This is a genomic window from Capsulimonas sp. (assembly GCF_039929585.1).
GTDB lineage: Bacteria > Armatimonadota > Armatimonadia > Armatimonadales > Capsulimonadaceae > Capsulimonas.
Genome location: NZ_JBDSQY010000179.1, coordinates 1 through 26,545, shown reverse-complemented (window position 1 = coordinate 26,545; position 26,545 = coordinate 1). Strand labels below are relative to the sequence as shown.

Annotated in this window: 30 protein-coding genes and 2 pseudogenes; 16 read left to right on the top strand and 16 right to left on the bottom strand. The window is 57.7% G+C overall.

The genetic code is table 11. The features are described 5' to 3' along the window. Positions 1-229 precede the first annotated feature (229 nt). Together ABIZ35_RS13115 and ABIZ35_RS13110 are read left to right on the top strand one after the other, a co-directional pair. Positions 230-973, top strand: coding sequence for a DUF1559 domain-containing protein (locus tag ABIZ35_RS13115; protein ID WP_348220356.1), 744 nt, complete (start codon positions 230-232; stop codon positions 971-973). A gap of 138 nt (positions 974-1,111) precedes the next feature. Continuing rightward, positions 1,112-1,501, top strand: coding sequence for a hypothetical protein (locus ABIZ35_RS13110; protein ID WP_348220355.1), 390 nt, complete (start codon positions 1,112-1,114; stop codon positions 1,499-1,501). Positions 1,502-1,518: 17 nt separating this feature from the next. On the opposite strand, the gene ABIZ35_RS13105 is transcribed toward ABIZ35_RS13110, so the two are convergent. The 5 genes from ABIZ35_RS13105 to ABIZ35_RS13085 form a co-directional block, all read right to left on the bottom strand. Then, the gene (locus ABIZ35_RS13105) at positions 1,519-2,694 is read right to left on the bottom strand and encodes a LamG domain-containing protein (protein ID WP_348220354.1); all 1,176 of its coding nucleotides are present in this window, start codon (positions 2,692-2,694) and stop codon (positions 1,519-1,521) included. 184 nt (positions 2,695-2,878) lie between these two features. Beyond that, complete coding sequence (locus ABIZ35_RS13100) at positions 2,879-4,048, bottom strand: LamG domain-containing protein (protein ID WP_348220353.1); 1,170 nt, start codon at positions 4,046-4,048, stop codon at positions 2,879-2,881. A 319-nt stretch (positions 4,049-4,367) separates the two neighbouring features. Beyond that, positions 4,368-4,886, bottom strand: a complete 519-nt coding sequence (locus ABIZ35_RS13095; RefSeq protein ID WP_348220352.1) for a hypothetical protein — start codon at positions 4,884-4,886, stop codon at positions 4,368-4,370. Positions 4,887-4,918: 32 nt separating this feature from the next. After that, positions 4,919-5,215 (bottom strand): type II toxin-antitoxin system MqsA family antitoxin, encoded by a 297-nt coding sequence (locus ABIZ35_RS13090; protein WP_348220351.1) that lies wholly within the window; start codon positions 5,213-5,215, stop codon positions 4,919-4,921. Between the two features lie 285 nt (positions 5,216-5,500). Next, complete coding sequence (locus ABIZ35_RS13085) at positions 5,501-6,100, bottom strand: dihydrofolate reductase family protein (RefSeq protein WP_348220350.1); 600 nt, start codon at positions 6,098-6,100, stop codon at positions 5,501-5,503. Positions 6,101-6,227: 127 nt separating this feature from the next. On the opposite strand from ABIZ35_RS13085, the gene ABIZ35_RS13080 reads away from it, so the two are divergent. The 3 genes from ABIZ35_RS13080 to ABIZ35_RS13070 all read left to right on the top strand — a co-directional run bounded on the left by ABIZ35_RS13080 (position 6,228) and on the right by ABIZ35_RS13070 (position 7,563). Next, complete coding sequence (locus ABIZ35_RS13080) at positions 6,228-6,809, top strand: hypothetical protein (RefSeq protein WP_348220349.1); 582 nt, start codon at positions 6,228-6,230, stop codon at positions 6,807-6,809. Between the two features lie 7 nt (positions 6,810-6,816). Next, positions 6,817-7,005 (top strand): hypothetical protein, encoded by a 189-nt coding sequence (locus ABIZ35_RS13075; RefSeq protein ID WP_348220348.1) that lies wholly within the window; start codon positions 6,817-6,819, stop codon positions 7,003-7,005. A 321-nt stretch (positions 7,006-7,326) separates the two neighbouring features. After that, on the top strand, positions 7,327-7,563 hold the full coding sequence (locus ABIZ35_RS13070; protein WP_348220347.1) for a hypothetical protein: 237 nt from the start codon (positions 7,327-7,329) through the stop codon (positions 7,561-7,563). Positions 7,564-7,586: 23 nt separating this feature from the next. Here the strand turns inward: ABIZ35_RS13070 and ABIZ35_RS13065 are convergent, their stop codons facing one another. Beyond that, the gene (locus ABIZ35_RS13065; protein ID WP_348220346.1) at positions 7,587-8,096 is read right to left on the bottom strand and encodes a hypothetical protein; all 510 of its coding nucleotides are present in this window, start codon (positions 8,094-8,096) and stop codon (positions 7,587-7,589) included. A gap of 72 nt (positions 8,097-8,168) precedes the next feature. Beyond that, the gene (gene tnpA, locus ABIZ35_RS13060) at positions 8,169-8,624 is read right to left on the bottom strand and encodes an IS200/IS605 family transposase (protein ID WP_348220359.1); all 456 of its coding nucleotides are present in this window, start codon (positions 8,622-8,624) and stop codon (positions 8,169-8,171) included. A 392-nt stretch (positions 8,625-9,016) separates the two neighbouring features. Here tnpA and ABIZ35_RS13055 point away from each other — a divergent pair, with 392 nt between their 5' ends. The 3 genes from ABIZ35_RS13055 to ABIZ35_RS13045 all read left to right on the top strand — a co-directional run bounded on the left by ABIZ35_RS13055 (position 9,017) and on the right by ABIZ35_RS13045 (position 10,034). Then, positions 9,017-9,253: a toxin-antitoxin system HicB family antitoxin gene (locus tag ABIZ35_RS13055; protein ID WP_348220345.1), complete on the top strand. Its 237-nt coding sequence runs from the start codon at positions 9,017-9,019 to the stop codon at positions 9,251-9,253. Beyond that, positions 9,246-9,605, top strand: coding sequence for a type II toxin-antitoxin system PemK/MazF family toxin (locus ABIZ35_RS13050; protein ID WP_348220344.1), 360 nt, complete (start codon positions 9,246-9,248; stop codon positions 9,603-9,605). The genes ABIZ35_RS13055 and ABIZ35_RS13050 overlap by 8 nt, the downstream gene beginning before the upstream one ends. 123 nt (positions 9,606-9,728) lie before the next feature. After that, positions 9,729-10,034, top strand: a complete 306-nt coding sequence (locus tag ABIZ35_RS13045; protein WP_348220343.1) for a hypothetical protein — start codon at positions 9,729-9,731, stop codon at positions 10,032-10,034. Positions 10,035-10,324: 290 nt separating this feature from the next. On the opposite strand, the gene ABIZ35_RS13040 is transcribed toward ABIZ35_RS13045, so the two are convergent. The 3 genes from ABIZ35_RS13040 to nrdR form a co-directional block, all read right to left on the bottom strand. After that, positions 10,325-11,125 (bottom strand): hypothetical protein, encoded by an 801-nt coding sequence (locus ABIZ35_RS13040; RefSeq protein ID WP_348220342.1) that lies wholly within the window; start codon positions 11,123-11,125, stop codon positions 10,325-10,327. Positions 11,126-11,318: 193 nt separating this feature from the next. Further along, the gene (locus ABIZ35_RS13035; RefSeq protein WP_348220358.1) at positions 11,319-14,162 is read right to left on the bottom strand and encodes a vitamin B12-dependent ribonucleotide reductase; all 2,844 of its coding nucleotides are present in this window, start codon (positions 14,160-14,162) and stop codon (positions 11,319-11,321) included. 565 nt (positions 14,163-14,727) lie between these two features. Beyond that, positions 14,728-15,231: a transcriptional regulator NrdR gene (gene nrdR, locus ABIZ35_RS13030; RefSeq protein WP_348220341.1), complete on the bottom strand. Its 504-nt coding sequence runs from the start codon at positions 15,229-15,231 to the stop codon at positions 14,728-14,730. A gap of 247 nt (positions 15,232-15,478) precedes the next feature. Between nrdR and ABIZ35_RS13025 the strand changes: the two genes are divergently transcribed. After that, on the top strand, positions 15,479-16,060 hold the full coding sequence (locus tag ABIZ35_RS13025; RefSeq protein ID WP_348220340.1) for an AAA family ATPase: 582 nt from the start codon (positions 15,479-15,481) through the stop codon (positions 16,058-16,060). A 225-nt stretch (positions 16,061-16,285) separates the two neighbouring features. Continuing rightward, entirely contained in the window at positions 16,286-17,032 is a 747-nt protein-coding gene (locus ABIZ35_RS13020; protein WP_348220339.1) for a DUF1559 domain-containing protein, read from the top strand. Between the two features lie 84 nt (positions 17,033-17,116). On the opposite strand, the gene ABIZ35_RS13015 is transcribed toward ABIZ35_RS13020, so the two are convergent. After that, the gene (locus ABIZ35_RS13015; RefSeq protein WP_348220357.1) at positions 17,117-17,410 is read right to left on the bottom strand and encodes a muconolactone Delta-isomerase family protein; all 294 of its coding nucleotides are present in this window, start codon (positions 17,408-17,410) and stop codon (positions 17,117-17,119) included. Positions 17,411-17,437: 27 nt separating this feature from the next. Continuing rightward, a pseudogene (locus ABIZ35_RS13010) lies at positions 17,438-18,061 on the bottom strand (NAD(P)H-dependent oxidoreductase); the annotation flags it as partial. 115 nt (positions 18,062-18,176) lie between these two features. Here ABIZ35_RS13010 and ABIZ35_RS13005 point away from each other — a divergent pair. From ABIZ35_RS13005 to ABIZ35_RS12995, 3 genes are all read left to right on the top strand, one after another. Continuing rightward, positions 18,177-18,551 carry a helix-turn-helix domain-containing protein gene (locus tag ABIZ35_RS13005; RefSeq protein WP_348220338.1) on the top strand — a complete coding sequence of 125 codons (375 nt, stop codon included), beginning with the start codon at positions 18,177-18,179 and terminating at the stop codon, positions 18,549-18,551. Between the two features lie 105 nt (positions 18,552-18,656). Next, positions 18,657-19,553, top strand: a complete 897-nt coding sequence (locus ABIZ35_RS13000) for a DUF4349 domain-containing protein (RefSeq protein ID WP_348220337.1) — start codon at positions 18,657-18,659, stop codon at positions 19,551-19,553. 219 nt (positions 19,554-19,772) lie between these two features. Then, positions 19,773-20,840 carry a DNA topoisomerase IB gene (locus tag ABIZ35_RS12995; protein ID WP_348220336.1) on the top strand — a complete coding sequence of 356 codons (1,068 nt, stop codon included), beginning with the start codon at positions 19,773-19,775 and terminating at the stop codon, positions 20,838-20,840. A 10-nt stretch (positions 20,841-20,850) separates the two neighbouring features. Here ABIZ35_RS12995 and ABIZ35_RS12990 read toward each other — a convergent pair whose 3' ends face one another. From ABIZ35_RS12990 to ABIZ35_RS12980, 3 genes are all read right to left on the bottom strand, one after another. Then, the gene (locus ABIZ35_RS12990; protein ID WP_348220335.1) at positions 20,851-22,281 is read right to left on the bottom strand and encodes a PAS domain-containing protein; all 1,431 of its coding nucleotides are present in this window, start codon (positions 22,279-22,281) and stop codon (positions 20,851-20,853) included. A 184-nt stretch (positions 22,282-22,465) separates the two neighbouring features. After that, the gene (locus ABIZ35_RS12985) at positions 22,466-22,810 is read right to left on the bottom strand and encodes a hypothetical protein (RefSeq protein WP_348220334.1); all 345 of its coding nucleotides are present in this window, start codon (positions 22,808-22,810) and stop codon (positions 22,466-22,468) included. A 76-nt stretch (positions 22,811-22,886) separates the two neighbouring features. Then, positions 22,887-23,312 (bottom strand): OsmC family protein, encoded by a 426-nt coding sequence (locus tag ABIZ35_RS12980; protein ID WP_348220333.1) that lies wholly within the window; start codon positions 23,310-23,312, stop codon positions 22,887-22,889. A gap of 118 nt (positions 23,313-23,430) precedes the next feature. On the opposite strand from ABIZ35_RS12980, the pseudogene ABIZ35_RS12975 reads away from it, so the two are divergent. Beyond that, a pseudogene (locus ABIZ35_RS12975) lies at positions 23,431-24,222 on the top strand (GGDEF domain-containing protein); the annotation flags it as partial. Between the two features lie 44 nt (positions 24,223-24,266). Here the strand turns inward: ABIZ35_RS12975 and ABIZ35_RS12970 are convergent. After that, positions 24,267-25,247 (bottom strand): LacI family DNA-binding transcriptional regulator, encoded by a 981-nt coding sequence (locus ABIZ35_RS12970; RefSeq protein ID WP_348220332.1) that lies wholly within the window; start codon positions 25,245-25,247, stop codon positions 24,267-24,269. Between the two features lie 208 nt (positions 25,248-25,455). On the opposite strand from ABIZ35_RS12970, the gene ABIZ35_RS12965 reads away from it, so the two are divergent. Together ABIZ35_RS12965 and ABIZ35_RS12960 are read left to right on the top strand one after the other, a co-directional pair. Further along, positions 25,456-26,256, top strand: a complete 801-nt coding sequence (locus ABIZ35_RS12965) for a DUF1559 domain-containing protein (protein ID WP_348220331.1) — start codon at positions 25,456-25,458, stop codon at positions 26,254-26,256. 32 nt (positions 26,257-26,288) lie between these two features. Beyond that, positions 26,289-26,513, top strand: a complete 225-nt coding sequence (locus ABIZ35_RS12960; RefSeq protein WP_348220330.1) for a hypothetical protein — start codon at positions 26,289-26,291, stop codon at positions 26,511-26,513. Positions 26,514-26,545 lie beyond the last annotated feature (32 nt).

Here is a 26,545-nt window from a genome sequence, read left to right as displayed (position 1 = left end):
TAGTCCGAATACAGATCCAAGAGTGGTTTATTCATGGAACCCGAGACTCCTCAGTGGAATATTCGATTACTACCCAAACCCGAGACAAGACCAACGCAACAGACGAGGCTGCGTAACATCAGTTATTGAGATAAGATAAAGACATCATACAATGAAAAGCAAAAGCCGCTTCTTCCCATTGTGTGTCGAACATCATCATCATTACGTCAATTTCTGGAGTCAAAGAACTATGAAACGCACCGCAGGATTTACATTAATCGAATTGCTCGTCGTCATCGCTATTATCGCCATACTTGCCGCGATTCTCTTCCCTGTCTTCGCCAAAGCGCGCGAAAAAGCGCGCCAGATCAGCTGTTCCAGCAACATGCGCCAGATCGGTTTAGGCATGGTGCAGTACGCTCAGGACAACGATGAAATCTCCGTCGGCGGTTGGATCAGGCCCACGGGAGGAAACGCCGCGCACTACGGGCAAATCCTTCAGCCTTATATCAAGAGCACGCAAGTTTTCCGGTGTCCGGACGACAGCGCCTCACCCAACGCCATTTCCTTCTCCGGCGATGATCCCGGCCTTGGGAAAGCGTTCCACAACAGCTACGCCCTCAATTACGACGCTATGCAGTTCGGCGATGAGCAGCACGGTTTGCCGCTGGCAAGCTTCAATGCTCCGGCGGGCACGGTCGTGATCGTCGATAAGGGACAGAAGGCCAGCAACGTCGCGCCGTTCACCACCGTGCCTGCCGACACCAACAAGGACAACTGCTTATTCTTCGCCGATCCCGTGGGGGCCACAACCACCCAGGTTTCCAAAGCCAACGAAGTCGGTCCCAACAACGACGGCAACTGGTGCGCTCCTCTCGCGCGGCACACGGAATTCGTCAATGTCGTGTTCATGGACGGGCATGTGAAAGCGACACGCCTCAGCGGCTTCTATTATGGCGGCAGCACATTCTTAGACCCCGGTAAGAGCCAGTAATCTCACCTGCTCCTATTCCAAGATCAAACGCAAACCGCCCCGGCATGAAAATGCCGGGGCGGTTTTTCTTCGTGAGATACGGCCATGCTTGCCGCCACGCCGTGTTTCATGGACAAGTGGTTCAGGGAAGGGTTCAGTATGAAAAGCTTATTCAATCACAAACAGGGAACCGGAGCGTGTGTGCTGGGGGCTCTTGCTCTGGCCGCGCTTTGCGGACAGCCGTCGCAGGCGCAGACGGGAATCAAGCCGGGGAATATGTCGTCAGCGTATCAGCACGCGCCGACGACAGCGGGACGATATCAGCCGAGCGTGACGCACGGCAATTCCAACGAGTATCACGCGCCGCGGCCGGAGGCGGGATATGTACCGGAGCATCCCAAGGTTCAGGAGTACGCGCATCGGACCGAAAAAGATTTGACGGCGCGGCAGATCAACAAGGGGTTTGTGCGGCGTCAAGAAGCGATCAAGAAGGCGGCGCAGGCGCGCGCCAAGAAGTTCGCGCCGTCCGGAGCGCGGAAGGCGCAATAAACGCTCTCACGCTATATTCACATGCCGGCGCTGTACAGGCTTGCGATATCGACAGGAAGCAGAGCGACGTCGTACATGCGGACGTCGCCAATGCTGCCAGCGACGAAGTCGGTGTAATTGCCATTGAATTTGGCGCGTCCGATGACGGTGGCGCCGTTCGCGCGGGTCGGCCCCGGAATTTGAGTTGTGCCTTCCAGCGCTCCGTTCACGAAAATGGCGAGCGTCTTCGTAGGAGCGTCGTAGACGCCGGCGATGTGATACCATTGCCCGACGACCGGGCTGGTGGTCGCGTCGGCGTGGAAGGGATGCATGGTGAGCGCAAACCGGCGCGTGTCGTCGCGCGTCTGCAGGAAGAAGCCGCTCTGGTCCGCGCCGTCCATGCTGACGAAGGTCTGAAAGCCGGCGTTGAGGCTGGTCAGGCTATTGAGCTTGATCCAGGCCGCGACCGTGAAGCTTTTGGACGTATCGACGACCGGCTCCGGAATCTCCACGCCGCCCGCTTTCGGAAACGACACGACGTTCTTTCCCGCTCTGTCGTCTCTGCTCACCACCGCGCCGGCCTGAAAGGTTCCGGTATGGCCGTGGCCGGATTTGTCGGCCAGGGTAACGCCGTCACTGTCTCCGCATGACCAGTAGCCCACCAGATGTTTTTTTTCGATCAAATCCGCCGACGACGGCAAGGCCGATCCCGCGGCGGCGCCCCCGCCGGCGATGACGGTGAGCGAATCGACCACGGCCCAGCCGCCGACCGGGCTGATCTGGATCACATGGTTCCCGCCCGCGAGTCCCTTGATGCTGAAGATCTTGGAGTGATAGTCCGCTTCCTTCACGCCAAGATCGACCGTGCCCTGATCCTGATCGTCGATCGTGACTTTGACCTTACCAACCCGATGCGAGCGCTTATCGACAACGATGGTTAAGGCGCGCATGCCGTAAACGTCCACCCCCGAACCCTGGAACGTGTACATGGCGTACGACCCCGGCCCGCCCGCGTGCGCCGCGCCGTCGGGAAGCGCGGGGTTCTCGTAGGGGTCCATGCTGTACCACATCCACCCCGCCGCATCGTTCTTAACCACGGTCGCCGCCGCGCCATCCTCGTTTGGATCGGTAACTGCGTGAGCGACGTTCGCGCCGATCACGCTCAGCAGACATCCGAACGCCATGCATTTCGCTTTGAGACACATTTTGATCATGGCTTCTCCTCTATCTTACAACAATGTCTTTTCATACAAATCGGCGGTCTACGAAAACATTTCTGCCCTTTAAAGGCATTTTACCACCAAAACAGCAATTGAACAAGCGGTAATTCATTTACGAAAGCCGCCGGACGCGTGTGCGCCGGACGCGTGTGCGCCCGACGGGTTGCGGTTGGAGCCGTTATTTGTTCGCTTCGTAAAGCGCCATGATGTCGGCGGGCTGGAGGGCGATATCGTAGACGCGGATATCGTCGATGGAGCCGTTGACGAAGTCGACATAGTTGCCGCCGAACTTCGCGCGGCCGAACGCAGTATTGCCGGTCGAGCGGGTCGTGGGCGGAGCCTGCTCTTTCGCCTGGAGCTCCCCATTCACAAACACCGCCAGGGTCTTTGTCGGCGCGTCATAGACGCCCGCGAGATGATACCACTGTCCCGTCTGCGGAGAAATGGGCGCAAAAGCGTGCGCGGGATCAAGGGCAAACGTAAAGCGATTGCCTTCCCCGTGAATTTGCAGGAAGAAGCCGCTCTTATCGTCGCCGTCGATACTGACGAATGTCTGATATCCGGTCAGTTGGTCTACCTTCACCCAGGCCGCGACGGTGTAGCTCTTGGTGGTGTCCACGACCGGTCCCGAGGTCTCAACGCCGCCAGGCTGCGGGAACGAGACCGCGCCCTTGCCCACCTTGGCGTCCGTCGTCCATTTGGCGCCGGCCTGGAAGAAGCCATTTCGATTGTGTCCGGACTTATCGCCCACGGTCTCACCGGCGCCTTCATCGCAGGGCCAATACCCCACCAGATGCGACTTCGCGACCAGTCCCGCCGCCAGCGCGTTCTTCGCCGGTCCCTCTCCCGTACCGCCGGAGATAACAAGCGAATCCACAACCGCCCATCCCCCGACAGGGTCGAGTTGAAGCACGTGGTTGCCGGCCGAAAGCCCCGTGATGCTGAAGACTTTAGCGTGGTAGTCGGCGTCAGCGGCGCCCATATCGATGGTCGCCTGCTCCTTGTCGTCGATGGAGATCTTGAGCTTGCCCATCCGGTGGCTGCGCTTGTCCACCACCATCGTCAGCGCCCGCATCCCGTAGACATCCACGCCCGAGCCCTGGAATGTGTACATGGCGTACGTCCCCGGCCCGCCCACATGCGCGGCGCCATCGGGAAGCGCGGGATTCTCGTAAGGCTCCATGCCGTACCACATCCACCCCGCCGCATCGTTCTTAATCACAGTCGCAGAGGCCGCCGCCCCGTCCGCGTTCGGGTCAGTGACTGCGTTGGCTCCGCTCAGAGCCAAACTGGTGAACGCGAACACAACGGCCGTTCCTGTCGCCGCCCAAAGCCTGTTCTTGATCATGGCTTTTCTCCTGAATGGCGAAAATATCTTTTCATACAGATAGTACTCGACGCTGGTCAACATCGCTAGAAATCGTAATGTCTCATTGTACCATTGATTCCCCTAGCAGACAAGCGCGTTTTATCTGCGCCACGAAATTATTCTCGGCTTCCATTTTCCGGCATAGATGGGCGACAATAGACATTGCAGACAAAGGAGACTCGAATTTCCATAATCTCCGGACGAATCTTTTTTCTCCCGACGACATAGTGAAAACTTTGTCTACAATGTCTACTTTATCTACGCAATAAATTGGTTTAAATATCTATAACTAAATTTATCAGCAATAAACCCGATCAAAGTATGACTTTGCATCGGAGACTTTGAATGATTCGTCATTGAGATGTTTATGCAAAAACGCAATCAAATCCATGTTTCCCGTAACATCCAGTTCTCCCACGAACACCTTCTCCGGCTCGCCATTCGCAGAAATGCAGATATCAGGCTCGTCGGAAATATACACACGGAGCAGAAACTGTCGGCTTTCCGAATAGTACGCTCGTCTAACATGAGTATCCCATTCACACGCCCCCATGAACGCCTCGTCAGACACCTGCAGCGCCAGCAGTTCCGCCCATGTCGCCGGAGATGTCCCAGAGACATATCCATCATGCTGGAGCCAATCCTTAAATCGATAAAGCTCTTCCTCTCGAAATATCGAATGCAGAAACTCCACAACCTTCGAGAATATTGGGCGTAGAGCCGAAATGGGAAGCAAATCGTCCGCCGTAACATGCAGCATCACGCCGTCAAACGGCGGTTCGCCGCACCGCAGGCGCTGGTCGAATTCTTGGTTCACGATATTCTCCATGTCGTCCGTGCCAACAATTGCTAAAGCGCGGCGTCCTCGGACCGAGAGCGCTTGCGCTCCGCACGCCGGCGCAGAACCGCGAGCGCTTCGGGAAACTCATCCAAAATATACAGCGTGCTGCAAATCGCCTGTGATGGCAGGATCGCTCCACTCTCATACTTATGAAACGCGTTCGGCCCGCCCCCGAGGAGCGCTCCGGCGCTCGCCTGGGTAAGACGCATTTTACGACGGATGCGCCGCACCTCAGCCGGCGGCAGCAAGTTCTCCGGTTCGAAAGCTATCTCCTGGCCGCATTCGTGGCAGATTGGGTTATTCATTGTCCGTGCCTGATACGGTCTCTACAAAACCGTATCCGATTTCGATTTTCGCCCAAATTTGCAGTATCGCGAAAGCAGCCTTAGGGCGAATAATGAAACACTCGCCCCGCCTCACCGAATCCGGAAACATGTCTCAGACATTACAGACAATCCAGACTCGAATTCCCATAATCTTCGGACGAATCTTTTTTCTCCCGAAGACATAGTGAAAACTTTGTCTGGATTGTCTGTAATGTCTGGTTTTTAATTGTCAATAGTTGAGATTAGAATCGATTATTGCTGTAATCATCGTACTCGCATGTAGCGCTTGGCTACGGCTCCCGCTTTGAACGATTTGACTTCGACGAGTTCCAGGTTCAGAGGCGAGGCAAGTTCCGGAAAGAGCGGCAATCCTCGCCCAAGAGCAACAGGATGGACGACCAGTCTGTATTCGTCAATGAGGTCGGCGGCGACAAGACTTTGGGCGAAGGACGCGCCTCCGTGAGCCAAAATGTATCCGCCAGATCTGCCCTTAAGCTCTGCGATGTCACAGACGAGATCTGATCCCGCGTATTCGGGATGAAGCCAATCGGTGTATAACTGCGGGTCAGCGGCAGGCGCCGATATTTCGCCACTGCGAGAAAAGATGACCTTTGGAATTTCGTTCATTGCCGCAGCCATTGGCAGTGTCGATGTTGGCCAATAAGCCGCCATGTCGTGATACGTTCGATGCCCCATAATATGCACGCCAGCCGCAGAAAGGGTGGCGGTGACCCAGGCAGCCCCTTCTTCATCCCTGCTGGCAAGCATCCAATCCATTTCACCGTTCGGGCCGGCGACGAAACCATCGATAGAGATCGACATCTTGAGGACAAGCAGTCGTTTACTCGGCATCTCGTTTTCCAAATCATTCACCTCATCCTAAACTCTTCTGTTAGCTGGTCGATTCCAGCTTGGCGAATTCGACCGGCCCGCAGATAATTTTTCTTGTTGCGAAATTCGTAGTTGCAGGCGGTGTGAGGGGATATAATTATTGTACCTTATGGGCAAATTCCAAACAGATGAAGCGTTCCGACAGGAGTGGGCGCTGCGCGTCGAGCAGGCGCGCATCGCCCCGAACCATAGCGTTTGGCGTGCCGACACGGTCCATCGCGAGGCCATCGGTCATATCCTGCGCCTTGTGTGGAAGGCAAAGATCCTGCGCCGACTGGGCGTCACTGATATCACGCTTTCTCCCAATCAGCTTCTCATCCGCGTGGAGGCGGGGCCGCTGCTTCGTCCTATCCAATCACTCTTTACATGGGGCGGCGGCCACACGCTCACGGAAACCTGGGACGACGAGCGCCAAGCTTACTTCGACCAAATCGACGGTGAAGATAAAGCGCGGGGCCTCCCCGATACAAAATACCGCTCCGGTCGTGGCTGGCGATTCTGCTTCAGCGGGGCCGTTGGCCCACGCCTCCGCCCAATCGTCGATACGCAATGGGTGTCGCGCCGCTTCACCTGGGGCATTAAAACGGACGCTGGTCTATGGTGCGAGACGTTCGAAGATCGCTGGCCGACCACTGATCTCTACACCCTCAAAATATGGCCTTTTCGTGATGGCCGATCTTGATCCCGCCATGTGTACCGGTTTGCCTTACGACGACGCGGACGCCGCGCAGCTGGCGATGGCGTCCGGGATGCGGGTCGATCAGAACGGCTGGCCGATGCGCTATTACAATTTGGGGGAGATTGCGGTGGAGTTGCGTGAGAGGGATTTCTTGCAGGTGGAGGATTTCCGGCTGCCGGGGGTGGCGGCGTGGTTGTAAGAGTAGTTTTTTGTTCAGCAACTTTCACCGGGCGCCATGCATATAGCTCTGGGCAGGCATGCTCTACGAAAGAGAAGAAATGCTACGTTCCGCTTCGATCGCAATACATGCCTGCCCAGAGCTGCCGGCATGGCGCCCAATAACACGATATTGGCGCTTATGACAGCGAAAACCTCCCATATAAACTGGCGGCGTGGGTGTGAGGCGTGTGCATATATATCGCACGTCGTTATGCCGGCGAACATTAAGAGTGCCCGGCGAATGAATTCGCGGCTATAAGTACGGTCACCCGCCTTCGCGGGTTCAGAAAGGAAAATGCCGATGTCAGAAGCTGTTCAATTTCGTATTGCTCCGATCTTAAGCGAGAAGATCCGAGAGCAAGCGAACCGGCAGAATATCAGCGTCGATCAACTTCTTGTCAGCGCGGTTAATCTATATCTTAAGACTGAAAAAGTGCGGGAGTGGAGCGCGGGGTTTGAGGCGATGGGGCGAAATCCAGATACGAACAACGTCGATTATCTGCTCGCGGCCGGTCGGGAAGTCGTGTTTCGCGATTAAGATGCAAAAAATCACGCCAGTCGTTACTCGTAATCCTTCATCCATTTCTGATATTCAGGCTTAAAGCAATCTGCCCATATGCGTCGCATCAATGGGGTTACGCTAAATCCATGGTCGGGATTTTCTTCGAGATCTTCTACATCAACACAGCACCAGTATCGAATAGTGTGCAGGTGGATCAAAAAATCCTGTCGCAACAGGCGTTCAATCCTCACATCGAACTGCTGCTCCACGCTTTCAACATTGTCTTCTAACGATCGCCAGTAGTCGTCGAAAGACGAGACAATCAATAACATCAACGCATGCTTATGATTGATATCCAAGTCGCCATTTTCGTAGAGATCAAAGAATTCGGGCAGGCGATCCGCGTCAGCACAAACAATTTCCCAGTCTTGAGACGCAGCAAGATCTGGCGGCAAATTCAGCAGGATCTTCAAACTCCAGGCGGTCTCCGCATTTACCCAATGCGGCGGTTCTATTTCGTTCATGGCGCCCCTAACCGAATTCGAGATCGGCATCGAAAGTCCGCTCACGATGATGCCTCTCCTGATTCTGGATATAATCCCGAATGTACCCGATATCCTCTCGCCGCGGCGTGAATGCGCCTACTCCCCCATCAACTCCAACCCCTCGTTCAACGCCTCTACACGATGATGTTCGCGCTGCCGCATCACATATGCCTGCACTTGCGGACAATCGCTCGTTGATACCGAGAACACGCCATATGCGCCTTGCCATCGAAACAAATAGTCGGGCTTCAACAAATGGTTCACAAAATGCGACGATCCACCCTTCAGGCGTTTTACGAAGTCGCTGATGGAGATCGTCGCCGGCAACTCCGTCAGAATGTGGATATGATCGTTAGTCCCGCCTATCGCAACCACCTCCGCACGCATTTGCGCGGCTTCCTCTCGAATAAATCCGTAGAGACGCACACAATCTTCGTCTCGGATCATCGGCTCGCGATCCCACGTGGCCCAGACCAAATGAATATACACTTCCGCTTTGTGATTTCTCAATCTTCGCTCCTCTTGGCGTGTTACTGGCGCTCCCAATGTCATGTGTGCCATGCATTAAGTCGGCAGACGGTCGAAATCGTTGTCGCCGCCGCAATCGCCGCGCGGTAGTCGGCTGGCGGTTGAAACCGCGCCTTCAAGTGCGCAGAAGTCCACCTGCGTGGACTACATCATCGGCGGCGTGCGCGCCTCATGAAACGGCCCATATTCGGCGACGCCGGCAAGGACAATGTAGTCCGCGCAGGCGGACTTCCGCGATCTCCCAGGCGCGGTTTCAACCGCCGGCCGACTACCGCGCGGCGTCTATGGTTGGATACTCGCGGTACACAACGCAATCCGGAAAGACAATTCTAACGAAATCGGGAGAAGCAGAGTATAATCACGATATCAATTCATGGTATCATATTATAGTGTCACTTTTGCGAAAGGAAACTTGAATGCCAGCCACAATCCAGCTCCGCGTGGAACCCGCCCTGAACGAGAAAATCAAGGCGCAGGCGGCTCGCCAAAACATCAGCGCCAACAAACTTCTCATCAATGCGATCAACCTTTACTTAGAAGCAGAGAAGGAACGCGAATGGCGAGAGGGATTTGAGGCGATGGGGCGAGATCCAGACACAAACAACGTCGATTTCATGCTGCCTGCCGCTCGGGAGGTCGTCCTTGGTGAGTAATATCCACAGAGGCGACATCTACGACGTCGATTGGAGTCCGTCCCGAGGCTCGGAGCAGGCAGGCGTTCGCCCTTCTCTAGTAATCCAGAACAATATTGGCAATGGCGTCACCGCCTACCCGGTCACGATCGTGCTCACCATCTCGTCGAAACTCAAGGGCTATCCGTCGATGGTGCGCGTGGAGCCGACGGAAGGAAACGGGCTGAGTGTTACTTCGGAGATTAATACGGGTCAGGTCATGACCATTGATAAGAACCGGCTTGGGAAGTATTGGGGATTTTTGTCTGTTGAGGATATGAAGAAGGTCGAAGAAAAGCTGGCGTATATTTTGGGATTGAAGATCGCGGATTAAGAATAGATCATGCGCGTCCGCGTATCGGGCTAGGAGTTAAAACCGTGTGTATCCCCGCGATTGCCTTGCGGTGGTCGGCCGGCGGTTAAAACCGCGCCTGGAAGATCGCAGAAGTCCACCTGCGTGGACTACAAAATCGCCGGCGCGCACGTCTCAAGGAACGGCCCATATTCGACGATACTGGCAAGGATAATGCAGTCCGCGAAGGCGGACTTCCGCGATCTCCCAGGCGCGGTTTTAACCGCCGGCCTGAAAACGTGGACGCGCGACGGGACGCTTGCGGTTGTGGGATGCGCGTATCTTAGGAGTACTCATGGGGAAAGAGGAAATCCGGAAAGGCTAATACGTATTGATGCAGAAAATGTCAACAACCGCCCGACAAAAATAAAGGTTGGGAAGACTTTCGTCTTCCCAACCGGTCAATTGTAGCCAGCGGCTACGCGCGTACGAGGAAGGCCCATGCTACGTAACCGTAGTCATGAGCATCCAAGATCCGCTCAGAGTTCCGCACCCGGCGATACCGAGTGTATACCCAGCGATATCCTGGAGGGGGATTATTCGTGCCAAGATTTCGCACGTGCCCCCACCTTTCCGAGGAGTGACGGGATAGTGCAGCATCACTCCCCTTGTGGTTTTCTACGGCCGCTGGTATAATCCAAGTGCAACCTCGGGATTATTCCCAACCGCAGAGCTTGGGCAGTAGGCGCTTAGCCTACTGCTCACGCCTGTGTGGATGTTTCCTCAGACTTCTTCATATCTGCTTCCATCCAAAAGTTTACTGTCGGCTCAACGATTAAGCGCCACCATTGGCTTAACCGCTCGGCCTCTTCTTTACCGATAATTCCCTGTACAGTCAGCGCAACACTGGTTCTAGCCGACAAAGGCGCGTGCAACACAAAATCGGCCTGTGCGTTAGAGGGTAACTGTGGCTTCACATTAAACCCTACATGTAAAGGTTCTTTTGCCGGTAGCGTTGTAGGTATCGGTTCAGTTTCGAGTTCCAGCTCGAGATCACCATCTGCCTCCACATCGCTATCTACAGGCAATGCGTGAATAGTTCGCCTCAACGAGCGCTGAAATTCATCTGCTGCTGTAGGATTAAATCCATATTCCCGAATTAGCTCTGACTTCAGGGTAGGAGCTGATGGCAATCCATCAATCCCATATTTTGTGATTATCGCGTTGAATAGTTTCGGACGTCGAACAGCCTCTCGTAAGATTTCATTGCGCTCTGCATCGTTCTTCGGATGTGTGAGCCTTTCGCCTAAAAGCGACACTCGCACCTTACGATCACCCGCATCCTCAACAAAACCAAATTGATTTAGAGCAGCGAGAAGCCTACCCCCAGCACCATTAAGCGTCTCATACCCTAGGTGTTTTGCCGCGATTTCCCGAGGGATAGCCGCGCGTCTATCCTTTTGATAAAGTTTAGGAGCAGCAGCAGCCACTACATCGAGCCCAAAATATGGAAAGTTCGGACTTCTTTGCCTGAGTGTCAATTCTTCATCGCTCTTAGCCATATTCTATTACCCTCCCCGTAAAGACATTATACATTAGAGGAGCACAGGAGTCAACAGCAACAGTGACATCTCGCAATTTATTTTTCAAACAACACACAGCGCAGGCTCACTAGCCACACAACAGCAATAAGTAAGGCCCGCCGGTCGTGAGATCGGCGGGCCTTGCTTTAGTTCCCTACACTAACCCGAACTCTTACGAACACCCCAAACTCGTCCCACACTGCATGCACTTGTAGCAGGCGCCGCTGCGGATCGTGATTGCGCCGCATTCGGGGCACGGGGGCGCGTCGCTTTGGCTGCGGAAGGTTTCGCGCTCGTGGTCGGCGATGGTCGCGGGGCCGTCGGCGACGGAGAGCTTGATCACGCCGTTGGTTCCGTTGCCATTGCCGTTACCGTTGGAGCCGTTGCCGTTTTTGGCGGCGGGCGCGGCGACTTCGGGTTCGGGCTCCTGGTCGACGAGGAGGCCGACGTTGTGGCGCTGGTTTTTCTCCAGGAACTTCAGGGCCAGCCAGCGGAAGATGTAGTCCATCACCGATTTGGCCATCGGGATGTCTTTGTTGTTCGTGAAGCCGGACGGCTCGAAACGGCTGTGGATGAACTTGTCCACCAACGTTGAGAGCGGGACGCCGTACTGGAGGGACAGGGAGATCGCAGTGGCGAAGCTGTCCATCAGGCCGGAGATCGAAGAGCCTTCTTTCGCCATGCGGATGAAGATCTCGCCGGGATCGCCGGTGTCCGGGTACAGGCCCACCGTGATATAGCCCTCGTGGCCGCCGATCGAGAACTTGTGCGTCACGGACGCGCGCTCGTCGGGCAGGCGGCGGCGCACGGCGTACCGGCCTTCGGGGGCGACGGACAGCGTTGAGACCGACGCCTTTTCGCCTGCGGGCTTTTCCTTGCTCGTGTTGAGCGGCTGCGTGCGCTTGGAGCCGTCGCGGTAGATCGCGACCGCCTTCAGGCCCAGCTGCCAGCTCTCGATGTAGGTTTCGGCGATCTCTTCCGGCGTGGCGTCGGTGGGGACGTTCACCGTCTTGCTGATCGCGCCGCTGATGAACGGCTGCGCGGCGGCCATCATCTTGATGTGGCCCTTGTAGTGGATCGACCGGGTGCCGTTGCTCGCGCGGAAGGCGCAGTCGAAGATCGGCAGGTGCTCGGTTTTTAATGCGGGCGCGCCTTCGATGGTGTCGTGCTCGTCGATGAAGGCGATGATGCTCTTCATCTGATCGTCGGTGTAGCCTAGGCGGGTGAGCGCCTCGGGAACGGTCTGGTTGACGATCTTCATCGCGCCGCCGCCGACCAGGCTCTTGTACTTGACAATCGCGATGTCCGGCTCGATGCCAGTCGTGTCGCAGTCCATCAGGAAGCCGATGGTTCCGGTCGGGGCCAGAACCGTCGCCTGGGCGTTGCGGTAGCCGTACTGCTCGCCGACTTCCAGAGCCTCGTCCCAGCTGCGCTGCGCGGCGGCGGCGAGGGTCTCGGGGATGTAGCGCGGGTTGATGTCCGCCACGGCGGCGCGGTGCTTGCGCATGACGCGCAGCATCGGGTCGCGGTTCTCAGCGTAGCCGGAGAACGGGCCGCCGCAGTCGCGGGCGATCTTGGCGGACTGCTCGTAGGCGCGGCCGGTCATGATCGCGGTGACGGCGCCGGCGTAGGCGCGGCCGGCGTCGGAATCGTACGGCAGTCCCGACGCCATCAGCAGGGCGCCGAGGTTGGCGTAGCCGAGGCCGAGCGTGCGGTAAACGTGCGAGCGCTCCTCGATCTTCTCCGTCGGGTAGGCCGCGAAGCCGACCACGATCTCCTGCGCGGTGATCATGATGCGAACCGCGTGCTCGAAGGACTCGGTGTCGAACGCGCCGGTGCCTTCCTGACGGAACTTCATCAGATTGAGCGAGGAAAGATTACACGCCGTGGAGTTCAGAAACATATATTCCGAGCACGGGTTGCTCGCGTAGATGCGATCCGTGTTGGAGCAGGTGTGCCAGTCGTTGATCGTGGTGTCGTACTGCATGCCGGGGTCGCCGCACACCCAGGTGCCTTCGGCGATGCCGCGCATCAGGTCGCGGGCCTTCACGGTCGCGATGGGCTTGCCGGTCAGACGGGCCTTGGTTTCCCAGGGGCCATCGGCCGCAACGGCCTGCATGAACTCATCGGAGACGCGCACGCTGTGGTTGGCGTTCTGGAACGGGACGGTATCGTAAGCGCCGTTGACAACGTTGAATGCGCCCGAGTAACCGGCGTCGATCAGCGCATGCGCCTTCAGCTCGGCGTCTTTCTTGCAGTCGATGAAGTCTTCAATGTCCGGGTGGTCCACGTCGAGCACACGCATACAGGCCGCGCGGCGGGTGCTGCCGCCGCTCTTGATCGAGCCGGCGCTGGCGTCCAGGCCCTTCATAAAGCTAATGGGGCCGCTGGACCGTCCGCCCGCCTGCAATGGCTCCTTGGAGGAGCGCAGGGTGCTGAGGTTCACGCCCGAGCCGCTGCCGTCCTTAAAGAGCATGCCTTCGGTCTTGTACAGATCGAGGATGCTCTCCATCGTGTCGTCGACTTCGTTGATGTAGCAGGCCGAAACCGCCTGGCGGCGTCCGGGCCAGCCAAGGTTGAACCAGACCGGGCTATTGAACGCGGCGTACTGGTGCAATAAGATATAGCGCAGCTCATCGTGGAACGTGGCGGCGTCTTCCTCGGTGGCGAAGTACTTGCCGGCCTTGCCCCATTCGATGATCTTATCGGCGACGCGGCTGATCAATTGCTTGACGCTGTACTCACGCTCCAGCGTGCCGACATGGCCCCGGAAGTATTTGGAAACGACCACGTTGGTCGCCAGCTGCGACCAGTCCTTCGGGATCTCCACGCCGTCCTGCTCGAAGACGACCTTGCCGTCGCTGCCGACGATGCTCGCCTTGCGCAGCTCCCACTCCACGGACTTCCAGACATCCTGTCCCGGCTGCGTGTAGCGGCGCGAGACGGTCAGTCCCGATCCGGGCGCCTTCTGAACGGACTTGAGGGCCGTTTCCTTTTTTTCCGCGGTTGCGGGCATAGCGTTCTCCTTGGTGTGCTTATCTATCTTTGTATTAATATCTGTTGTCGTAATCGGTTCAATTTTGGGGGCCGGCGCGACTTCCATCACCGTTTCCAGCGCGGTGGGCGCTCCGTTCAGCGCGGGCGGAGGGCCGGCGAGCAGACGGGCGACGATGGTGTCTGCAAACGGCTCACGGTCGTCGTCGAGGCCGAAGGGATGGTCGTGCCCCTCCCCGCGTCCCAGCTCTTCCTGCGCCGCGATGGCCGGAGGAGGCGCGGGAGCATCCGTGAAGAGGGCCGCTTCGGCGGCGGCGATGGCCGCCTTCTCCGCGTTGGACTTGCGCCCCCGCTTCTTCGGCGCAGGCGGCTCCAGGATGGCGGACGATTCCGCGATCGTGAGCGCCGCTTCGGCGGCCACGGATTCCTCGGCGGCGGAAGCGTTCTCGGCGACAATGGGGGTTTCGTCCGCGATCAAGTCCAGAGTTTCTTCTTTGGCTTGACGCGGCTTCGTGCTGGCGATGCGGGGCATGGCGGCTTCTCCTTGCTCAGAGACAAAACAGACGGATCGGACGGCTCAGACAGGGTCATTCGCTGACCGCGCCCGCGTCTTTCTTCCGGGTACGCTGCTTGCGCAGCATGTTAACGATGTCGCGGAATTGTGTGGCGTCCTCGAACGCCTGGTACACCGACGCGAACCTTACGTAAGCGACTTGGTCCAGTCCGTGGAGATGGTCCATGACCAGCTCGCCGACATCCGTGGAGGAGACTTCTTTTTCCAGACGATTGGTCAGCGTGCGCTCAATGTCGTCCACAATCCCCTGCAGCGTCTCCTCGGAGATGCTGCGCTTCTGGCAGGCGACCCGGATCGAACGCAGGAGCTTGGCGCGATCAAACGGCTCGCGGCGACTTTCGCCGTCGGGTCCAGGCTTTTTGACGACGATCAGCTGCATCTCTTCGATCGTCTCGAAGGTCGTGAACCGCCGACCGCAGTGCTTGCACTCGCGCCGCCGCTTGATCGCCGTCCCTTCCTGCATCGGCCGCGAATCCAGCACCGCATCGTCATCGAACCGGCAATACGGACACTTCATTCCAAACCCAATCTTTCGACACGCTGAACCATATCTAGTAACGGGTTGAATTGTAACATACTAAATATAGCCTGTCAATCCTAAAATCAAACATATTTTCGCGTTCAGATGGCGGTTTGAAGAATGCGAAAAAGTCAAGAGTCTGAGGCAAGTATTTTTACGGGGAAAGCGCGATTACGAATGTTTCGGCGGGATTTCATTCAGACGAAAATTTATCATTCGCCGCTGCTCAAACGATAATGTATATATGAATCCAGAAACCATCATTATTCTCAACGGGGCGTCGAGTTCGGGCAAGACGAGCCTCTGTAAAGAGCTTCAGAGAGCGCTCTTGGATCCCTACATCCATCTTGAAGAAGATCGTTTTGTCTATGGAACGTATCATGGGCGTTACCTCCAGCCCGGCATCGTCGAACAGACCTTCACCAAGACGATGCTTGGCTATTATCGCTCGATTGCGGCGTTTGCGTCCGCCGGGCACAACGTTCTGGCGGACACCGGCTTCTACAGCAGAGACCTGCTCAGCGTATGCGTCCAGGAACTGGCGCCGCTGCGGGTATGGCTGGTCGGCGTGCACTGTTCGCTCTCGGAATTAGAGCGGCGTGAGGCGGAGCGCAAAGACCGGGAGCCAGGTCAAGCGCGTGAACAGCATTCCACCATCCACACAGACGCTCTTTATGACATTGAAGTCGATACTTCCGCCTTCAGCCTGAGCGAGTGCGCATTACAGATCAAGGCGCGGATCGAAAGCGACGCCGATCCTGCGGCCATGCGATCTCTCAAAACCAAAATGACCAGCAGTCTGACAGAGCAGCAACGCCGTTTTTGAAACATCCCGCAGAAGCAAAAACCTCACACCGTGTACAAAATCATTATCAACACCGTACAAATACGGACAAAATTTTGAACAAAATATTTTGTTTGGTCTTTTATTTTTGACAATCTATTGCTATTTTTATGAAAGTATGATATTGTTTTATTGTGCTTGAGAGTATTGCTATACGCAGTGTCTTAACAGCATCTCATCAGTTAAATAAGTTAAGGAATTCCATCCATGATTTCTATCTCTCCCGTTTCAAAGCGTGGCTTTACACTCATTGAATTACTAGTCGTCATTGCTATTATCGCCATTCTTGCCGCGATCTTGTTCCCAGTCTTCGCCAAAGCCCGCGAAAAAGCGCGCCAAATCTCCTGCGCCTCCAATCTTCGCCAACTCGGACTGGGCGAGATGCAGTATAGCCAAGACAACGACGAACTCTACAGCGGTTCTTACAAGTACAATAGTTCACTTGACCGCCGCACGTATTGGCCGGAGATGATCTTCCCATATACGAAGAGCGCGCAAATTTACCTGTGCCCGGATCAGAGCAAGCATGTCGATGTGTGGAACGGCAACCAGTTCCAGGCATCGCAGGTGCTGAACTCGCATGCACAAAACACGGACTATGCTTACAACTGCGTCGACAATATCGGCACCATCAGCGGCAATGACGGTGAAAGCCAGGCGATAGCCTCCATCACCTCCCCCGCCAGCACGATTATGCTGATCGAGACCAAAGACAACAGCGGATCGGGCGGGCAGGCGAATGCTTATAACACCGACTATACCGACTACAAAGGCACATTCCTTGGAAAGACCTGGACCGGCGACCCGGTCAATCCCCGAATGCCCCACAAGCGCCACACCGACGGCTCGAATTTCCTCTGGTATGATGGCCACGTCAAGTACCAGCACAGCAGTTTGGACAGCGGCGGCAACCCCTGTAACTGGTTCCTTTCGAAGCCGACTGGCTGTAACTAAAATCCATTCGCATCGATGAATTTGAACAAAACGCCGGGACAATTGTCCCGGCGTTTTTGTGTCAATGAGGGCGACCACTTATGGTCAAACTCCTAACATCGTCACCTCAAATTTCAAATACTCGTACAGCGGCAGTGTCTTCAAATGTCTCTGAACTGTTTCGCTGTCGGGCGCACGCAGTTCCAGCCAGGCTTGACCGTGGTCGGCAGCGACGTGACGCGACTTCAGGATACCCTGCGCCTGGAGACGTTCGACCGCAGCGGACTCGGCGGCAGCCAATTCGGCGGGCGGTTCGCGAGCCCACAGAGCGTGAACGAGAAAGCGGGGAACAGCATCGACATAGGCCTCGTCGATGTCTGCTAGCCCGGGCGTCCACACGATCGCCGCCGTGGTTGAGAGCGCGCGCAGACGATCGTCCCATGCGTCCAGTTGCGCCGCGCGATCCGCGTCCGTCCCATGCGCGACGGCATAGGCGACAAATGGGGGCAGCACGTCGAAGCCAACAAAGGCGAAGATGCCGTGCTGAATGGGATAGAGAATTTTGTGGATGTCACCAGTGACGCCTCGGGGCGAATACGCCGTCGCGCCGCCGCCGGTGGTCGTCGACACCAGGGCGCGCTTGCCGGCGAACACGCCGGCGTCGAACATGCGGGAATCGCCATAGGTTCGTTTGTAGGCGAGCACGCGGTCCACCCACCCTTTCAAAATCGCCGGCAGGCCAAACCACCAGAGCGGAAATTGGAAGATCAGAACGTCACACCATTCCACCTTCTCAATTTCGGAAAGAATTTCGGGCGTGAAGCCATTGTGATCAGCCGCGTATGCTTCCTCGGTCTGCTGCTTGTAATAATCAGGATCGGCGATGGTGGTGAAGTTCGAGCGATCGGAAACGGGATGGAATCCCATGGCGTAGAGGTCCGACACCAGCACCTCATGCCCTTCCGATGTCAATGTGGCGACGGCGCGCTGCGTCAGAGCGCCGTTAAACGACTTCGACTCGGGGTGCGCGTGAACGATCAGGACTTTCATAGCTTCCTCCTCAATGTCAATATTGGGATGAGAATACTATGTAGCATGCTATAATACAAGTACGCATATTTTTCTGATATAGTCATAAAAATCATACTATTGGGAGTGTCTCAACATGGGTGAAGTCCAGAATGTCCTGCCGGGCCGCGACTATAGCTGCCCGATTGAAGCGACCCTCGATGTCATCGGCGGCAAATGGAAGAGCCTCATTTTGTTCCACCTGTCGGAAGGAACCAAGCGCTTCGGAGAGCTGCGCCGATTGATCCCTGCGGCGAGCCAGCAGATGCTCACCGCGCAGCTGCGTGAATTGGAAGAAGCCGGGGTCATCCACCGCGAAGTGTACCGTCAAGTCCCCCCCAAGGTGGAGTACAGCCTCACGCCCTTCGGGCTCAGCCTCGAGCCCATCATGAACCTAATGTGCGACTGGGGCGAACGGTATATGACGGGCCAGCAAGGCAGCGAAGCGAGTACGCCCGCACTCACAAGCTAAGCAAAGTTCACAAAGGCGCATCCCATTTGGAAACTCCTTACTTGACTACACAAGTAGTAATTGATATAATACTACAAACGTAGTCAACCAAAGGAGACCATACCGATGCGAATACGAAACGCGGCGGCGCTCGCGGCAGTCTTGCTGGCGACGGCGGGAACGGGAAGCGTGGCCCAGAGCACGAGCGGCGCGACACACGACAGTTCGGCGAGCGTCGCCGCGCTGATCCAGCGCGGCGGGACGGTGACGGTCAAGGTCATGGATTACGACATGGCGCGCGCCCAGGTCATGGAAAGCGCCCAGCGGCAGGGGGCGGAGCTGCTGGAGGCGAAGACGATCGTCAACGCGAAAGGCGCGAAGCACGGCTGGGTCAGTTTTTCTCTGCCCGCCGAGCGCACCGGAGCCTTTCTGCCGGGCGCCTACGGATTGGGCAAGCTTTACGCGGAACACATCACCGCCGTCAGCGGCGCTTCCGACTACGACATGCTGGGGCGCCGAGTTTCAAGCCTTCAGAAACACGAGACGCGCCTGGGCGGCGTCCTGCAAAGTCCACGCCGGATGCGCGGCAGCGATATCCTCTATCTTCAGGAGCGCTTGTTTCGAGCGAACGTCGACGAAGGCATGCTGAGCCAGCAGCGGATCGATCTGCAGCGCAACGCCCGCGTCAGCACGGTGACGGTGGAGATGTTCGAACCCGGGACAATCCCCGTCACCACGGATATCGCCCAAATCGATCTGCGCCAGTGGTTCGCCGCCTCCGCACAGCGCGCCCGCGAAGGTCTCGGACGCCAGCTGGCGCGAGGCGCAACCGCGACGGCGTACGCCATGGTCTACGCCCCCATTTGGGTTCCCCTATTGATCGTCGCCCTGCTGCTTCTCGCCTGGGCCTGGCGTCAGCGGCGCGTGATCTTCGGGATACTGCGTTGGATATGGCTCCAGGTCGTTCTTCTCGCACGCCTGGCATGGGAATATCGCAACTATCGGCTGAGCCTTCGCGATTGAGACAAAGTATCTGTTCTAGGTGAAATGATATCACGCAAGCCGCGCGCCCGGCGACTGAAGTCGCGGCTAGAAGTGCACGATGTCCACCTCCGTGGACTCCAGACAAGAAACGCAACCGCCAAGTTTCTGGAGTGCCCGAAGGGGTACATCGTGCACTTCTAGCCGCGACTTCAGTCGCCGGGCGCATTGTGCATAACATGTTTTGGGTAAATACCCTTCATGCATACCCAAGCAGCCGTTCAAGAACTTCATCCCGACCCGATTGTGTCCGTCAAGGAAGCCGGACTGCGCTATACTTCCGATACCAAGCCCGGTATTCAGCGTAAAAAGTCCGGCGACGGCTTCACCTACATCGACCCCGACGGCGAAACGATTAAAGACGAAGAGACGCTGAAGCGCATCCGCTCGCTCGCGATCCCGCCGGCGTACACGGATGTCTGGATTTGTCCACATCCGAAGGGGTATTTGCAGGCGACGGGGCGGGACGCGAAGGGGCGCAAGCAGTATCGCTACCATCCCAAGTGGCGCGAAGTGCGGGACGGGACCAAGTACACGCGCATGATCGCCTTCGGCGAGGCGCTTCCCCATGTCCGCGAGCGCGTCTTCCACGACCTGAGCCTGCCGGGCCTAAAGCGTGAGCGAGTGCTCGCGACAATCGTTCGTCTTCTGGAAACGACCATGATCCGGGTAGGCAACGAAGAGTACGCAAAAACAAACAAATCGTTCGGCCTCACCACCCTGCGCAACCGCCACGTGGATGTCGGGACATCGGACCTGCGCTTCCATTTCCGGGGCAAGAGCGGCAAGGACCATTCGATCGAACTGCGCGACCGCCGCCTCGCCCGCATCGTCGCCCGCCTGCGCGAACTGCCGGGCCAGGAGTTATTCCAGTACGTCGATAGCGACGGAACCCGTCACTCCATCGACTCCGGCGACGTCAACGCTTACCTGCGCGAAATCTCGGGCAGCGATTTCACCGCCAAAGACTTCCGCACCTGGGCCGGAACAGTCCTCGCCGCCCTCGCCCTCTGCGACTGCGAGGAATGCGACACGGAAACCGAGCGCAAAAAGAACATCGTCCGCGCCATCGAAGCCGTCTCCCAGCGCCTGGGCAACACTCCATCCATCTGCCGCAAATGCTACGTTCACCCAGCCGTGATCGAATCGTTTATGGAGGGGACGCTTGGGAAGGCGCTGAAGGATGTGAAAGCCGCCGTCGCCGCCGACCCACACGCGCTAGACGCCGGCGAAGCGGCGGTGATGAAGCTGCTGAGGAAGCGGATTTAGGATTTGGCCATCACAGCCACGCGGGGAGCGGCTGCACGCGGTCTTGCTCCAGGACTACGATGGTTCCCGTGGAGCCGGTGAGTAGATATACGCGGTCGGCGGTTTCGAGCATCATCTTCAAACCATGTCCGAGGGTGGATTTGGTGCTGAAGCCGCGCGCGAAGGCGGCTTTGGGGAGGTTTTCCATCGTGATCCCCAGGCCCTGGTCTTCGACGCGCACCTGGACGACGCCGTCGTCGCCGTGCGAGACATACGCTGTCCCTCCGCCGGCGTGGACGATGACGTTCATGCCCGCCTCAGACGCAGCGGTGACAAGATCGAGTTCGCGCTCAGGCGTGTGGCCGCAAAGCTGGGCGGCTCGCTGGGTCGCCTGACGGATCTCGCGCAGGGCGCCGGTCGAGGTGATGGCGATCCGGCCGCCGCTGAGAGTTTGGATCGGCGGGAGCTGGCTGGGATGCTCGCAGAGCAGGAGCTTGCCGCCGGTGACGCTGGCGAGGACATCGCGCAGAAAGGCGCGCTCGCGCAGGCGAGCGCGGGCGGCCTCCACGGCGCCGCGCGTCTGTGTTGCGATCGTCTCAACCAGTGAAACATCGCGATCGAGCCATTGACGCGGCTCGCTGGCCATTGCCACGACCAGCGCCGTCATCATTTCGTTCTGATGGACCGGGGCGCGCACTAAGGCGCGAAGTCCCAATTTCACGGACATGGCGTTGTCCGGCAGCGCGAAGGAATCCTCTACGACGTCAGTCGCGCCGGCAAGATAGGCGGCGTTCCGGTTGAGGTGGTACGCAAACATATCGTATTCGCCGGCGATCGAGGGCAGCCCTTCGCGCCGCCAGTCCGGCCCGACCGTGCCTCGACCGCGCTTCTGGTCATAGGTCACATAGTAGCAGCGGTCGGCGTTCAGAGCCTTCCCCAGCACCTCCGTGGTGGTTTGCAGGATCACGGCGGGATCGGTGGCGCTGCGCGCCGCGCGCGCGATGGTGTTGACGACCACCTCGCGCTTATACGCCGCCATCAGATCTTCTTGCGCTTGATGAAGGGCAGAATTGTCCGTGACGAAGATGACGATGCCCTGCACGCGTCCAGTAGGGTCGCGGTCCGGAACGAATGTGGAGTGGACATAGCGGGCGCCGCCCCGATGGTAGTGCATCTGAACATCGAACTGGCTGACTCTGCCGGCGGCGGCCTCATCGAGATGGCTCCGCACGGACTCATAGGCCTCCACACCGATGACATCCGAGACATGCTTGCCCAGCATCTCGCCGGCCCCGAAGCCGAACCACTCCGTGTAAGCGCGATTGTTGAACCGGTAGCAGTGATCGAGGCCGATATACCCGATCAGCAGCGGCGCGGCGTCAGCGATCCGCCGCAGGTGGTCAGTCGCATCCTCGGAAGCATCCTGCGGGATAGGGGAGAGTTCGCCTTGGGGCGCATCCATTCCGTGAAATCCTCTTTCCATGAAAATGCCCGCGGAGCAGAAGAAGACCGAACAAAAGGCTCGCCGGGCGATGTGCGTTATTTCCCTCTACACATCCATTCTTCCTGCTTGAATGTCAGCCCACACACAATTGCTCACTTTGCCTTGGCGGGCTCAAGCGTGTTGGCTCGGGTTTGCAACGCGTTCACTCGGCGCCGGCGCGCTCGACCGCCCGAAGGGCCATTTCCTGAAACGCCTCATCGTGTTCGAGAATGGCCAGATCCGTCTTGCTCCAGTCTTGAAAGATGGCTTCGCCAAACTCCACGGTGACAAGCGCCATGGTCGCGCTGCTGGAGCGGCGCGTGGGCGCGGGCGTTTCTTCGTCGTCGCCGTCTTCGCGGGGATGGAAGAGGACGGTATAGACGCGCATCTCGGCGTCGTTCTTGTTCGCCGCCAGCAGTTTCATAAACTTCGCCGGAACTTCGCCGCCGACCGGGTCGACCGGCTTGACTTCCGTGCGGTACATCGCTTCGAGATCCTGCTCAGACATGGTTGGGTTTCCTTGCAAAAGAACAGCCAGGAGGATCTTCGATGATCCCCCTGGCTGCTCGGACTAATATGACAGCTTAAAGCAGCGTGGCTTTGAGCGTGATGGGGGTGGCCGCAAGAGCCTTGGAAACCGGACAGTTCGTTTTGGCCGCTTCAGCCGTGGACTGGAACTCCTCGGCGCTCAGTCCGGGGACTTCGCCCTCAGTCGCCAGATCGATGCTGGTGATGGCGAAGCCGCCGTCGACGGGGCCGAAGTGCACCTGCGCGGTGGTGTGGATGCGCGTGGCGACATGGCCGCCCGCCGCGAGCATCGCCGCGAACTGCATCGAGAAGCAGCCGGCGTGCGCCGCGCCGATCAGCTCTTCCGGATTTGTGCCGACGCCCTCTTCCATGCGTGACTTGAACGAGTAAGCGCCCTTAAACGCGCCGCTGCCCAGCTCCATCGTTCCCGCGCCGTCTTTCAGATCGCCTGTCCACTCCGCGTCTGCTTTGCGTGTCGCCATTGATAAAATTCCTCCGTTGTACTTGGGTTATGCCGATGGGAGAGTACCCAATTTTCCTCTCGTTCGCCAACATCCATCGATTTCATAGCATTTTTATTCGAAAGTCAGAAATATTAAGATGATAGCTCTCATCCCACACGGCGCTCCCTGCGAAAATTTAAGAGAAAATACGATGACAAAGCAGATCCGTTACTACAGCCTCTTCTCACGTTTTCTGTTTCCGAAGAGCTATATCGCGAAGTTTGTGCTTGTCGCGCTGATCGGCATGCATGGTCCCATGACGGTGGCGCTGCTTCTCATACATTCCTCGGGCTCCGGTGGACCTCCCCCGCCGCCGCCAGGAACGCCGCCGGGACCGCAGTCTTGGCTGATGGGTCCGGAATTCGGTCCCATCTTGTTTATCATCGGCGGAACGATCTTTCTTTCCTTCGCTCTTTACGCGTTGCTGCAGCCGATCGCCGCCTGCTCGCAGAGCCTGCGTGATTATATGGAGCGGGGGATACTGCCGCAGCTTCCCACCAACGGCAAGGACGAAGCGGGCGTCCTCATGGCCGACCTGCAAAAAACCATCGTCACGCTGGATGAGCTCATTCAAGAGCAGGAGCGGCGCGCCACTCAGGACTCGCTGACCGGCCTGCGTAATCGGGCGTGGAGCGACGCGCGACTGAAGCTGGATCTGATGCGTGCACGCGAGACCCATATTTCCTCACGTCTGGTTATGATCGATCTCGACCACTTCAAAGATGTGAATGATCGTTACGGCCACGAGGCGGGGGACCGCGTCCTGGAGCTAACAGGACGCATTCTCAAAGAGGAGATCCGTGAGGACGACTGGGCCGCGCGCTGGGGCGGCGATGAGTTCGTGGTGATGCTCTCCAACTGTGATGGGCCGGGAGCCGACCATGTCTTGGACCGCATGAGCGGCCATCGGGCGCTGAACTGCGTAACGCAGCTTCAGGCGGTGTCGCCCGCGACAAGCGTGACGGGGAATGTGGTGATCGACGGTAGGGTTTCGCCGTCCAAAAGTCGCAGCAGCATCTTCGCCGCTTCGGCGGCCATGTCTTCCCAGGGAACACGGATGGTAACCAGATTGCGGGCCGGCAGCAGCGTGTCCAGTAGGCCGTCGAAGCCGACGATGGCGAGGTCATCCGGGATTCTCAAGCCGAGATCTAATCCGGCGCGCACCATCTGGTAGGCGTAGTAGTCGTTCCAGCAGCAAAGCGCCGTGGGACGATCCTCGGACACCCTCCATTGCGCGAGGAACTCCCCCGGATTCATCTGTGGAAACGGCAGAACCGTGCAGCGTCCGCCACGTTCGGCAATCAAGCGCGCGATCGTTTCGGACCGCGCTTCGACCGACGCCAGCTTCACATGCGACGTGAGATAAGCGATATCGCGATGGCCCCGGCTCCACAGATAATCGGCAAGCTGGCGCATGCCGTCGGCGTCGTCGGCAATGAGAGACGGCAGCAGCTCCTGCCGGTCCGCGATCGCCACGGCGGGCATACGAGTACGGGCAAGCTCCGCGACCACGGCGTCTCCGCTCTGGGCATAGACCACCAGGCCGGCCACCTTGCCGTCGTTGAGCCGGAGACGAATCTCATTCGGCTCCTTGCCTTCAATATCGACATGGACGAGAAAATCGTAGTGCAGATCCGAGCATACCCGCTGGATTCCCGTATAGACCTCGGCGAGAAACGGGTCGCGCAGACTATGATATCCATAGCCCGTGTAAAGGCCGATGGTGTTGATACGCTGGATCTTGAGCGACCGGGCAATGGCGTTCGGACGATACCCAAGCTCGTCGGCGACCTTCAGGACATGATCCCATGTCTCCCGCTTGATCTTCGACTTTGTGTAGCCACGCATGACATGGGAGGCCGTGGTGAGCGACACCCCCGCCTTTTCCGCAATATCGATTAATCGTGTCGCCATGTTTGAAGTCATTCCCTACAGCTCGTCTCCCCGATTCTAACATAACGAAGCGTCCGAGTCAAACGCCTTTCTCCTCCGCGCAATCCGTGGAAAATTCCTCTTGACACCCAATGGGCCAAATGATATAATCTAACTACAACGTTGTAGTTACTCATAACGCTGTCGCAATCGTTCTCATTTAAAATACCGCGCCAAAGAAAGCAGACAGATGAAAAAAGATCGAAAACTCGGCTTTACTCTCATTGAGCTTCTCGTTGTCATCGCTATTATTGCGATCCTTGCCGCCATTCTTTTCCCGGTCTTCGCCAAGGCGCGAGAAAAGGCGCGCGCCATTACCTGCACCAGCAACTTCAAGCAGATCGGCCTGGCGATGATGCAGTATGTCCAGGACAACGACGAGACGTTCCCTCTGTCCCGCTTCGGCTACACGTTCAACAGCCCCGGCGGCCCGCAGGAAGCGGAATGGGACACGGTGCTGATGCCCTATATCAAGGCGGGCAGCGTGGACGCCCGTAACGGCGGCGTTTACTCCTGCCCCTCGTTCCCCAATCGCATTGAAGGAAACCAGTACCACATCCGATTCGATCTCTTTCCGGACTTCAATGGGACCACATCGACCTTGGCCCGTGTCGACGCGCCCGCCGAGAAGGTCATGATGCTGGAAGGCGGCTCGAACGGCGAACCAGCTACAGGCCCCTGGGGATACGGGATGTTTCCCACCGCTGAGTACGCCTGGTCCAACGGCGGACTGAACGCCGGCAACAATTACCACAACCCCGCGACCGCCGTGGATCTGGTGAACGGGGACTGCGACGCCACCACGCCGGCGCAGATCGGCGCGTGGGCAGGCTGCAACCAATTGCCGCGATTCCGCCACGCCAACACCACGAACTTCCTATGGCTCGACGGACATGTCAAATCCAAGAACCGTGGGCAAGTCGATTGGTACAAAGATATCTACATCGACAATGTCAGTGACGACGGCGGGGCCGGCGCGACGCCGTACTAGATTCCCATCTCCCAATGAACCCAGGAGTGAATATGCAGCGTCTCGCGATCGTCTTTCTCTGCGCGCTGGCCGCCTTCGGGTGCGCGGCCCGAGACACCGCGCCCAAATCACCGGCGGCGGGCGCCGGCGCGTCGGTCGCGGACCGGATCGCGGTCATTCAAAATAACCCGAACATCCCGCCCGACGCCAAAGCCCGCGCGATCTCCGCGCTCCAAAACGGAGCGCAAACACAGCAGCAGCTTCAGAATAAGCGCTAATCTTTCTTCCCCCACTCATTCGTCTGCTGACA